Source organism: Paenibacillus sp. Soil724D2 (genome assembly GCF_001427935.1).
GTDB lineage: Bacteria > Bacillota > Bacilli > Paenibacillales > NBRC-103111 > Paenibacillus_E.
Genome location: NZ_LMRY01000001.1, coordinates 137,052 through 148,851 on the forward strand (window position 1 = coordinate 137,052; position 11,800 = coordinate 148,851).

Below are 11,800 nucleotides of genomic sequence, written 5' to 3' on the forward strand. Positions count from 1 at the left end.
CTTCTTAGATTGGACGACGAATTTTAAATGAAAAAACCGAACTAGTCACTTGCAACCATTATACATGAAAAAAAACAACAAATACAAGTTAATACCGATTACTTTAGATTCCCCAAAAAAAGAAAACCGATGCCGGAAGCACCGATTCATTAGGCGTTATCATACAAAAAGTGATTGAATGAATTGTCCTTCTTGCTCGGATACACGAACTAACGGAAGTCTAACGCCTCCAGTTTGAATGCCTTTCAGTGCGAGAGCATGCTTAATTGGTGCAGGACTCGGTACACGGAAAATGCCAGTAAAAACAGGATGTAGCTTACGATGTAGTTCTGCCGCTTGCTGAATGTTACCTTCTAAATAATACTTTATCATAGATTGCATTTCTTTTCCAATCACATGACTAGCAACACTAATAATTCCCTGACATCCTACCGCTAGAGCAGGCAGTGCACTGCTGTCATCCCCGCTGTACACAAGGAAATTAGGAGCTGCATCATTAAGTATACGTGTTAATTGATCCGTGTTAGCGCAATCTTTGGTAGCCACGATATTCGGAATTTGGGATAGACGAATTGTTGTCTCTGCATCCAAATTCACTCCTGTGCGTCCAGGTACATTATAAAGCATAATCGAGACCTGAACAGACTCAGCTACTGCTTTAAAATGCTGGTACAACCCTTCCTGGGAAGGGCGGTTATAATAAGGAGCTACGATCAGTAAGGCATCGACTCCAAGTTTCTCCACTTTTCGGGAAAATTCAACAGTGTCCAGAGTGTCATAACTTCCTGTCCCTGCAATAATTTTGCAGCGCCCTCTGGCATAACGAACCGATAGCTCAATAAGCTTCAACTTCTCATCGTCTGTCAATGTTGGTGCCTCACCAGTCGTGCCACAAATAACAAGGCTATCCGACTGCTGCTCTTCGATCAAATAGTTAATTAATGGTTCCACTTGCTCCCAGTTCACTTGTAAGTTCTCATCAAACGGAGTCACCATAGCTGTAATTACTCTTCCGAAATCCAAAAGTTATACCTCCTCAATCTTACATAATCACTTATACAAATTGAACTTATGATGTAGTGCCCTAACAGATTTAATCATATCGACACCATGGACAAGTACCCAAATCGTTGTATTTGAATCAGCTGATTGAAGGATACGTATGTCCTCTACCGTTAATGCCTCAACAATTTGCGCCATAATACCTGGCACTCCGTTCATACCGCCGCCGATCACAGAAACTTTCGCACATCCACTCACGGCCTTAGGATCATAGCCTTGACTTCTGAGCAGTTTGAGAGCGCGTTCCGCTTCATGATCGAACACCGTATAAACGACTCCCGATGGATTGACGTTAATAAAGTCAACACTAATCTGATGCAGCGCCATCGTTTTAAATACACGAAGCTGAAGATCGAATTGACCTTCAACTGCAGCAACATGAATTTGAGTAATGTTCGTAAAATGAGCAATTCCCGTAACGAATCGATCCTTCACTTGACTCATATCTGTGGGGATGCTGTCTGAAGCTGTAACCAACGTTCCTTCTTCTTTGGAAAACGTAGATCGCACGCGAATCGGAATATTGGCCTGCATGGCTACTTCTACCGCGCGTGGATGTATAACCTTTGCACCATTATGTGCCATATTGCAGATTTCAGCGAAGCTTACGCGAACCAGCGGTTTAGCATCCTCAACAATCCGTGGATCCGCAGTCAATATCCCGTTGACATCCGTGAAAATATCTACAATTTCAGCTTTTAGGGCAGCCCCAAGAGCAGTCGCCGAAGTATCACTACCTCCGCGCCCTAATGTTGTTAATTCGTCTTGACTTGTTTTACCTTGAAATCCGGTAACAATGACAACCATATCTTGCTCCAACAATTCCAGAATCCGGTTTGGCTGCATAGCTACTATCTGGGCATTACCGTGAACATCATTCGTAAGAATACCAGCTTGCCCACCTGTCAAAACCGTAGATCGAATACCTGTTGCTTGTAACAAGCTGCACAAATGTACCGCAGAAATTAACTCTCCGCAGCCCATTAACATATCGAGTTCCCGCGCTGGCACCCCCTCCCCGTTCTTTCGAACGAGGTCTAAGAGCGTATCAGTCGCATAGGGTTCTCCTTTTCTTCCCATCGCGGATACAACAACAACCAATTTATAATGATTGATAAGTGCGTCTTGAATGTGTCCAATAACGTGTTCTCTGGCATCAGCGGTGGAAAGCGAAGTGCCCCCAAATTTTTGTACAAGGATTCGCATGAGTTTCCCCCATATTCACTGCATGATGATTAGCGCAGTCATACTTGCTGATTATTGTTCTATAGCAATATATTCAGCAATTTGTACAGCATTCCATGCAGCGCCTTTTAGCAGGTTGTCAGAAACAATCCACATATTTAGCGCTTTCGGATTGCTCAAATCACGGCGTACACGACCAACGAAAGTTTCCAGTTTACCTGCTGCATCTGTAGCAAGCGGATATTGCTGCTCAGCCGGATTGTCAACAAGAACAATACCAGGAGCATTTGCAAGTAACGTCTTCACTTCTTCTACGTCGAAATCTTCTTTTAATTCAACATAGACAGACTCAGAATGTCCATAAACAACCGGAATACGAACGCATGTAGCTGTAACTTCAATGGACTCATCGCCCATAATCTTTTTCGTTTCAAGAATCATTTTCATTTCTTCATTCGTAAAACCATTATCGAGGAATTTATCAATTTGCGGAATCGCATTAAAGGCGATCTGATGTTTCACTGGCAAAGAACCGACTGGTAAAATATCCGGATTCGCATCATTTCCTTCAAGCACTTCTTTCGATTGTCTCAGCATTTCGTTAATTGCTTTAGCACCAGCTCCAGAAACAGCTTGGTACGTTGACACGATAATACGGGAAATCCCATAACGATCATATAGTGGCTTGAGTGCAGCTACCATTTGAATTGTAGAACAATTCGGATTTGCAATAATACCTTTGTGTTCGTTAATTTTCTCAACGTTTACCTCAGGCACCACAAGTGGTGTTTCAGGATCCATGCGGTATGCACTTGTATTGTCGATACAGATCGTACCCGCCTTAACCGCGTGAGGAGCTAATGCCTTCGTAACATCGCCACCAGCGCTAAATAAAGCAATTTCAACGCCTTGAAAACTTTCCGGTGTCGCTTCTTGAACGGTTATTTCTTGACCTTTGAAAGAAAGCTTTACGCCCGCTGAACGAGCGGAAGAAAGTAGTTTCAATTCCTTGATGGGGAAATTCCGTTCTTCTAGTAGACGTATAATTTGTTCTCCTACTGCACCTGTAGCGCCTACGACTGCAACGTTAAAAAGCTTCTGGTTCGACATGAGCTGGACTCTCCCCTTCAAGATGTTGTATATGAATTAGTATTGAAATCTCTCAATAATCATGGGCTGCAATTGCTTACCTTCAAGAGCAGCTTCACAGGCTTCCATAATCAAGTCCATCCGAGCTACCAACGAATTTGGCTTAGCTCCAGGTGCATCTTGACCATAGGGCACAAAATAGATGTTTTTGGTAATGAGAAGCTTAGCGATATTCATCGCGTTCAAACCCAGCCCATCATTGGTCGAAATCGCTAAAACTAGCGGCCGCAAATTTCTCATTTGTGCTTTTGCAGCCATAAGTACTGGACTCTCTGTCATCGCGTTTGCTAGCTTACTAGTCGTGTTCCCTGTGCATGGTGCAATAACCATCACATCAAGCAGCTTGGATGGACCTAGAGGCTCAGCGGCTACAATAGTAGATATAATCTCGTTTCCGGTTATATCCTTTATTTGTTGCTGCCAATCTGCTGAATTGCCGAAACGTGTGTCGGTGGTCATGACTGTATTCGATACAATCGGAATGACCCGAGCACCTGCATCTACAAATCTCTTAATCTGAGGCATGACTTCTTCCAACGTACAGTGAGAACCAGTTAAAGCATATCCGACTGTTTTCCCTTGCCAATTCATTCCACATCGCTCCTGTCTTTGAAGTCTTCCACGATCAGCTGACTGAGTGTGTTTGCCATGATGCGGCCAGCTGTTTTGGGGGCGACGATGCCAGGTAAACCGGGCGCTAGCATCGCTTTGATGCCTCTTTTCTCGGCAAATCGGAAGTCCGTTCCACCGGGTTTAGAAGCCAAATCGATGATGAGCGCGCGATGTGGGATATTAGTAATAACTTGCGCTGTGACTATCATAGTCGGAATTGTGTTAAAAAGCAAGTCAATATTCCCCACTTCCGGGTACAGATCCTTTGTATAAAAAGGCTGAAAACCCATCTCCCACGCCCTTGCAAAATGCTCCGGTTTCCTCACGCCAACCTTCACGGTTGCCCCTAATCCCTGCAAAGTTTTGGCCATTGTAAAACCTGTACGACCAAAACCTAAAACCATGCTAACTGAACCGTGGATCGTAATATCAGTGTTCTGGATCGCCATCATTAGCGCTCCCTCGGCTGTCGGAATGGAGTTATAAATCGCTATATCATCACGCTCGAATAACTCCACTACCTCAATCCCATGTGCAGCACAAAGCTTTTTCAGAAAGCTTTTGGCCATTCCTGTATACACTTTGGCATGCTTTGGCAGTGAAGAAATAAGATCATCCGTAAGTCTCATCTCTTCACTCGAAAATATAGATTCCACTTGTCCCGAATCATCCGTACCTACAGCTGGTAAAATAAGTACATCAACGGTCTGAAACAGCAGGGGATCGAGTCTAGCATTTGATACACCGCTAAATTGCCTCCCTAGATTGTCAAAGCCGATTAATGTCACCGTAGCATCAAGTTCAGTAAATTTCTGAATTACTTCAAGCTGCCGAGCGTCTCCACCCATAATAGCAACCGAAATCCCAGTGAGCATTCTCGCTTACACCCCTTCCTCGGTCCGTTTCGATACGTTATAGTATGCGTTCGCCTAAGGATGGGTGACTTTCCGTGCTCAGTTCCTTGGAAAACAAAAAGCCCCCCTTCAATTAGAAGAGAGGCTGATGTTTTATGCTTACATATGTAGCAGATCTATTACCGTCCTGTATGGCCGAAACCACCTGATCCTCGCTCTGTCTCCGTTAATTCCGAAACCTCATTGAGCTGAATCTGCGGCACAAGTTGGAAAACCATCTGCGCAATTCGCTCATTCCGCTGAATGGTGAACGGCTCCTGCCCATGGTTAATCAGCAGCACTTTCACTTCTCCGCGGTAGTCGGCATCAATCGTTCCAGGTGAATTCAGCGTTGTGATGCCATGCTTGTAGGCAAGCCCGCTCCGCGGTCGGATCTGAGCTTCAAGCTCTGGCGGCATGCTGAGTGCAAAGCCTGTCGGGATGAGTTGACGTTCACCTGGACCTAGCACTACCGGCTCGCTCACTGCGGCATGAAGATCGAAGCCGCTGGCAGCTGCGGACATTTTCTGAGGCAGAAGGATATCCTCCTGTCCGGATACCCGTTTAATTTGGACATCAAAGTTATAGAGAGACAAGCTGATCCCTCCTGAAGCCCTTAATGACATCATCCGAATTCCCCACCATTGACAGAGCAAAAGGTGACCGGAATAGTGTTTTCGTCAATTGACGAATGTCATCCATCTGAACGCTTTCAATTCGTTCGATCATTTCGTCGAGACTGTAATGCTTACCAGTCATAAGCTCATTTTTCCCGAATCGGTTCATACGGCTGCTGGTACTCTCCAAACTAAGAATCAAGCTGCCTTTTAGCTGCTCCTTGCCTTTCTTGAGTTCAGAATCCGTCATTCCTTTCACAGCAATATCATGCAGCAGCTCCATTGTCACTTTAAGTACTTCTTCCGTCTGCTTCGGTGCTGTGCCTGTATAAATCGTGAACATGCCGCTGTCGATATGCGAGGAGTGGTATGAATAGACGGAATAAGCAAGCCCGCGATTCTCCCGAATCTCCTGGAACAATCTTGAACTCATTCCACCGCCAATGGCATTATTGAGCAGTACCATCGGATATAAATTCTCTTCTTGAAGCGACAGACCTGGTAGCGATAAACAGATGTGATTTTGTTCCGTTTTTTTCGAATGGAAAATCAATTCTCCAAGGAAATCCGGTGCATCATAACTTGTTTCCACGCCTGTTTGAGCGAATTCTCCGAAATGCTTCTCAATAAGTTCGCGCACACTATCATCAATATTGCCAGCTATACTAAGAACCGTATTTTCCGTATTATAATATTGCTTCATATAGTTACGCAGATCTTCGGATTTCATTTTCGATAAATTGTCCTGAGTTCCAAGGATCGTATACCCCAGTGAATGTGAGCCATAAGAAGCTTTGGCCAATAAATCATGAACCAAATCGTCCGGTGTATCTTCATACATAGAGATCTCTTCATATATGACGTTCTTCTCTTTTTCTAACTCACTCTCATCAAATGCAGAATGGAAAAACATGTCCGAAAGCATATCCATAGCAAGTGGCAAATGATCATCGAGAACCTTTGCATAATAGCATGTATACTCTTTGGAGGTGAATGCATTCACATTTCCGCCGATTCCATCAAATATCTCCGCGATATCTTTGGCTGAATGGCGCTCTGTACCCTTGAACAACATGTGTTCAATAAAATGCGAAATGCCGTTATTATCTTGAGACTCATTACGCGAGCCTGTCTTCACCCAAATCCCGAACGTTACCGATCGAAACGTAGGAATTTGTTCCATGACGACTCTCAAGCCATTATGTAAGCGATATTTGATCACCAAGGTTCCTCCTCGAATTGTAGCACCTAAAGTCCTTTTCCCCAATTATACTTACTCAGTCTAACAAAAATGTGCCAACGACTCAACTTTCCAGCTGATTGATCAATTATTTCACGATTTGACCCGCTTCAGCAACACGTTTAGAGGATAAAAGCTCAGATACAGTGCCAATCGTCAATCCTTTATTTTTAATGATACGGATCATTCCTTGTAATGCTTCCTTGGATGAGGTCGTTGGATGCATCAAAATAAGTGAACCAGGCTCGACGCTTGATGATAACCGTTGAAGGATTCGCTCAGACCCTGGATTTTTCCAATCTATCGTATCGAATGTCCACAGTACAGTTTGCAAATTGAACTCCGAAGCTACTTGAACCGTTTCTTGATTAAAATAACCCGAGGGAGGTGCAAATAGCATGTTCTTCACACCAAGCTGCTGCTTCAACAGATCCTCTGTTTTAGAAATTTCCTCAACAGCTTTGCTGCGCGTTATACTTCTCATATCCTTGTGCGAATAAGCGTGATTAGATATTTCATGCCCTTCGCTTTGGATCTTTTTGGCCATTTCCACGTTCTTCTTCAACCACGAGCCATCTAGAAAGAAAGTCGCATGTACATTTTCATTGCGCAGAGTCTCAAGCATACTAGGTAAGTTCTCATTTCCCCAAGCAACATTGATCATGAAAGAAACCATTGGCTTCTTGGGGTTCCCTTTATATATCGGATTCGGACCGAGATCGTTTAATTGAATACTAGGCTGCACTTCTTTCATTACATAATTGATTTTATTCGGCGTTAAATGATGCTCTGCTAGCTTGAGCGTCTCCTCAATATCGACTTCCAATCCGTTGTAACCGGGAACTGCTTTCCAAACAGGATCAAGTTTGGCATTAATAGCGGGAATTTTTCGTTTTTCTGCTTCTTTCATAACCGTTTCTAGTAAATTGCTTTGCTTTGACTTCTTTTGTTCGGTTGAATTCAAAGTCGCAGAGGCAAAGACCGGAAGTGCTTCTTCGTCCAACCAATTGGAGTCTGCTAGATACGAAATTTGGTTATTCTTCACTGCATTAATGTAAGTTCCTACGCTAGGGATTGCATCCAATGTAAGCAGAACCATAGCAAAAAAACTTCCAAGCAGAAGCCATTTTTTGTGGAGCATACACAGATCCCCCTTCCTTATGTCCTGATTTTATGCAGGAAGGGACAAGAGTAGAACGAGGCATGTCCGGTATATCTAAACAGCAAAAAAGAGACAGATTGATCTGACTCTTTATCCAAAACTATTTAAAAGGGACTTCACAAGTCACGCGGCTTAGGTTTGAGCCTGGACTTGCGAAGTTAATGTCGCTTTACGAGAAAGATTAACTCTTCCTTGTTGGTCAATCTCAGTTACTTTAACGGTGATTTGATCGCCAATGTTCACTACGTCTTCCACTTTCGCTACTCGCTCTGTGGAGATCTGTGAAATATGAACCAAACCTTCTTTACCAGGCAAAATTTCTACGAATGCTCCGAATTTCTCAACGCGTTTTACGGTTCCCAGGTAAGTTTCACCCACTATAACCTCACGAACGATGCCTTCGATAATAGAACGTGCTTTTTCGTTCATCTCTTGATTGGATGAAGCGATGAATACACGGCCATCTTGTTCGATATCAATTTTTACGCCGGTTTCCTCAATAATTTTATTGATGATTTTACCGCCTGCACCAATAACATCACGGATTTTGTCCGGGTTGATGTTCATCGTAAGAATTTTAGGCGCGTATTTGGAAAGAGTCTTCTTAGGCTCTGAAATACGAGAAACCATTTTACCTAAAATGTGCAAACGGCCTTCTTTGGCTTGCTGCAAAGATTGCTGCAGGATGCTGCGATCGATCCCATCGATTTTGATATCCATTTGCAGGGCTGTAATTCCTTCAGCGGTTCCCGCAACTTTAAAGTCCATATCGCCAAGATGATCTTCCATACCCTGAATATCGGATAAAATGGAGAAGTGATCTCCGTCTTTGATCAGACCCATCGCAATACCAGCAACCGGAGCTTTAATCGGAACACCAGCATCCATAAGAGCAAGTGTACTTGCACAAATACTAGCTTGGGATGTTGAACCGTTCGATTCCAATACTTCAGATACGAGACGAATGGTGTAAGGGAATTCAACTTCATTAGGGATGATTGGCTCAAGGGCTCTCTCACCTAATGCACCATGTCCAATTTCACGACGACCTGGTGGACGAAGCGGTCTTGCTTCCCCAACGGAAAACGGAGGGAAATTGTAGTGATGCATGAAACGTTTGGTTTCAGTAAGATCCAAGCCATCCAATATTTGAACATCGCCTAAAGCGCCTAATGTACAGATACTTAGTGCTTGTGTTTGTCCACGTGTGAATAAGCCTGAACCGTGAGTACGCGGTAACAAATCAATATCACAATCAATTGGACGAATCTCTTCTGGTTTACGTCCATCTGGTCTCACTTTATCATGTGTGATCAAACGGCGTACTTCTTCTTTAACGATATCATAAAGTGTTTCTTTCACATCACCTAGTAAACCAGGAGTTTCTGCATACAAGGCTGTAAAACGTTCCACAGCTTCAGCATTCACAATATCGATTGCTTCTTGTCTAGCATGCTTCTCAGGAATTTTAATCGCATCAACTAATCTAGCTTGAGCAAATTCGCGAACAGCACGATTTACCTCGGTATCAACCGTATGAAGTTTAACCTCCATTTTCGGTTTACCTGCTTGTTCAACCAATTCTTCAATCACCGCAACAATCTTACGGATCTCATCGTGTCCGAACATGATAGCTTCGAGCACAACTTCCTCTGAAACTTCATTTGCGCCTGCTTCTACCATCATAATCGCATCTTTGGTGCCGGCAACCGTTAAGTGAAGATCACTTTTCTCTGCTGTCTCACCCGTCGGATTAATAACGAATTGCCCATCTACTCGTCCAACAATCACGCCACCAACAGGCCCATTGAAAGGAACGTCAGAGATTGCAAGTGCAGCAGAAGTACCAATCATTGCTGCCATTTCTGGCGGACACTCTTGGTCTACGCTCATTACGATAGAAACGATTTGCACGTCATTACGGAAGCCTTCAGGGAAAAGAGGGCGAATCGGACGATCCGTTAAACGGCTCGCAAGAATCGCTTTCTCACTTGGACGTCCTTCACGTTTAATAAAACCACCTGGAATTTTACCAACGGAATATAATCTTTCTTCATAATTAACCGTTAACGGAAAGAAATCCAGATCTTTCGGTCCGCTTGAAGCTGTTACTGTACTCAATACAACCGTATCGCCATAACGGACAGTTACAGCTGCATTGGCTTGTTTGGCCAATCTACCCGTTTCAAGAATGAACGGTTTGCCGCCAAGTTCCATTTGTACCCTTTTCTCCATAACATCCTCCTAAGGAATTGTTCTATTCAATTCATATGTGTTTGATAAACATGCACAGAAAGGAAGGTTCAGAAACCTTTTATATTATGCTCCATATGTACTCAAAAATTGCCTAACGTTGGAGTCATCCACTATTTCTGCGTAATGTCTAGTATTTCCTTCTTTTCCCGTTTTAAAAATACAAGAAAAAGCAACCTCGTTGCCTTTCTTCGCCAAAGCTTTATCAAGCCCAGCAAAGGAGCAACAGGTTGCTTCTCATTGTCGGTTTTATCGACGCAAACCAAGCTTTTCGATCAAAGCACTGTAACGGCTCACATCTTTGTTCTTCACGTATGCTAGCAGCTTACGGCGTTGACCAACCATTTTGAGCAAACCGCGGCGGGAATGATGATCTTTCTTGTGAGTCCGCAGATGATTTGTCAGGTTGACAATGTTTTCTGTAAGGATTGCTACTTGTACCTCAGGTGAACCCGTATCGGTATCATGTACCTTGTGAGTTTGAATCAGTTGTGTTTTACGCTCTTGAGTTAATGCCATGATTGTTCATCTCCTAAATTCTATTGTATCCCCGATAGCCCAGAAATCGACGATGATAGCGTATGTCCAAGCTAAGGTTCATGCCAGAAGGTATACATCCTTTTGGCAACGTTATTCAGTATATCATAATCGCACAGTAGAAGTAAATGCTTGTTTCAACTGTAACGTTATAATTTGCTCTTAGCTGATTCAACATCAAGTTTAATTTGAGTTACCAAATCGTCTAGGGATGAGAATTTCCGCTCTGGTCGTAGGAAAGCTATTAGCTCAACATTCATATGCTCTCCGTAAATTTGTTCGGAAAAATCAAATAAATGAGCTTCGAATGAGGGCTTCAATTCTCCAGTTGTAAAGGTAGGCTTTACACCAATATTCATAACCCCATTATAGGTTTCCCCTTTAACAGAAGCTTTAATCGCATAAACACCATTGGTAGGGATGACGTAAGACTCATCCAGTTGGATATTAGCTGTAGGAAAGCCAAGTGTTCTCCCACGCTTCTCTCCATCCACAACGATGCCGCTTATACTATAGGGACGCCCAAGAAGTCTGGTAACTGTGTCTATGTCCCCTTGCTGTAATGATTCACGAATGAGTGTACTGCTAACTTTTTCGCCATCCATATGAAAGGGTCTCACCACTTCTACAGAAAATTTCCCATGACTCAACTCACAGAGCGAATCCGGGGTACCTTTACCTTGAAAACCAAACGTAAAATCAAAACCACATATGACACTTTCAACACCTAGTCGATCCAATACTTGATCCACGAAATGTTCCGGGGATAACCGCATTAAAGAGGCATCAAAGGTAACAATGTAGGCATGATTCACACCCAGCGATTCAAACATCTTCATTTTCTTACTCATCGGAGTTATTAGATCCAAATATTTATCTTGACCCATTACTGCTCTAGGATGTGGATGAAAGGTCATGATTGACGCCTTCAGCCCAAGTTTCTTTGCCGTGCGAAGGGCTCGACCAATGACTTCCTGATGTCCCATATGTACACCATCGAAATCACCAATTGCCACTACTTGCTCTCCCACTATTAGGTCCAAATCATCCATATTAATGGGGTATGATATTGGTATTATGCGCATAAATT

The 11,800-nt window shown here is 43.3% G+C and carries 11 protein-coding genes; all 11 read right to left on the bottom strand.

Annotated features, from left to right (window positions below):
- Positions 1-159: 159 nt before the first annotated feature.
- The 11 genes from dapA to ASG85_RS00700 all read right to left on the bottom strand — a co-directional run bounded on the left by dapA (position 160) and on the right by ASG85_RS00700 (position 11,795).
- Complete coding sequence (dapA, locus tag ASG85_RS00650; protein WP_057301512.1) at positions 160-1,023, bottom strand: 4-hydroxy-tetrahydrodipicolinate synthase; 864 nt, start codon at positions 1,021-1,023, stop codon at positions 160-162.
- 27 nt (positions 1,024-1,050) lie between these two features.
- Positions 1,051-2,268: an aspartate kinase gene (gene dapG / locus ASG85_RS00655; protein WP_057301513.1), complete on the bottom strand. Its 1,218-nt coding sequence runs from the start codon at positions 2,266-2,268 to the stop codon at positions 1,051-1,053.
- Between the two features lie 51 nt (positions 2,269-2,319).
- Entirely contained in the window at positions 2,320-3,357 is a 1,038-nt protein-coding gene (locus tag ASG85_RS00660; RefSeq protein ID WP_057301514.1) for an aspartate-semialdehyde dehydrogenase, read from the bottom strand.
- Positions 3,358-3,393: 36 nt separating this feature from the next.
- Complete coding sequence (locus tag ASG85_RS00665; protein ID WP_057301515.1) at positions 3,394-3,987, bottom strand: dipicolinate synthase subunit B; 594 nt, start codon at positions 3,985-3,987, stop codon at positions 3,394-3,396.
- Positions 3,984-4,883, bottom strand: coding sequence for a dipicolinate synthase subunit DpsA (dpsA, locus tag ASG85_RS00670; protein WP_057301516.1), 900 nt, complete (start codon positions 4,881-4,883; stop codon positions 3,984-3,986). The genes ASG85_RS00665 and dpsA overlap by 4 nt, the downstream gene beginning before the upstream one ends.
- Before the next feature lie 158 nt (positions 4,884-5,041).
- Positions 5,042-5,497: a dUTP diphosphatase gene (dut, locus tag ASG85_RS00675; protein WP_047672937.1), complete on the bottom strand. Its 456-nt coding sequence runs from the start codon at positions 5,495-5,497 to the stop codon at positions 5,042-5,044.
- Positions 5,484-6,740, bottom strand: a complete 1,257-nt coding sequence (locus ASG85_RS00680) for a M16 family metallopeptidase (protein ID WP_057301517.1) — start codon at positions 6,738-6,740, stop codon at positions 5,484-5,486. The genes dut and ASG85_RS00680 overlap by 14 nt, the downstream gene beginning before the upstream one ends.
- Before the next feature lie 106 nt (positions 6,741-6,846).
- Positions 6,847-7,899: a polysaccharide deacetylase family protein gene (locus ASG85_RS00685; protein ID WP_235550054.1), complete on the bottom strand. Its 1,053-nt coding sequence runs from the start codon at positions 7,897-7,899 to the stop codon at positions 6,847-6,849.
- Between the two features lie 153 nt (positions 7,900-8,052).
- Positions 8,053-10,155: a polyribonucleotide nucleotidyltransferase gene (gene pnp, locus ASG85_RS00690; RefSeq protein ID WP_057301518.1), complete on the bottom strand. Its 2,103-nt coding sequence runs from the start codon at positions 10,153-10,155 to the stop codon at positions 8,053-8,055.
- 267 nt (positions 10,156-10,422) lie between these two features.
- The gene (gene rpsO, locus ASG85_RS00695; protein ID WP_029195252.1) at positions 10,423-10,692 is read right to left on the bottom strand and encodes a 30S ribosomal protein S15; all 270 of its coding nucleotides are present in this window, start codon (positions 10,690-10,692) and stop codon (positions 10,423-10,425) included.
- A gap of 167 nt (positions 10,693-10,859) precedes the next feature.
- Positions 10,860-11,795, bottom strand: coding sequence for a bifunctional riboflavin kinase/FAD synthetase (locus ASG85_RS00700; protein WP_057301519.1), 936 nt, complete (start codon positions 11,793-11,795; stop codon positions 10,860-10,862).
- Positions 11,796-11,800 lie beyond the last annotated feature (5 nt).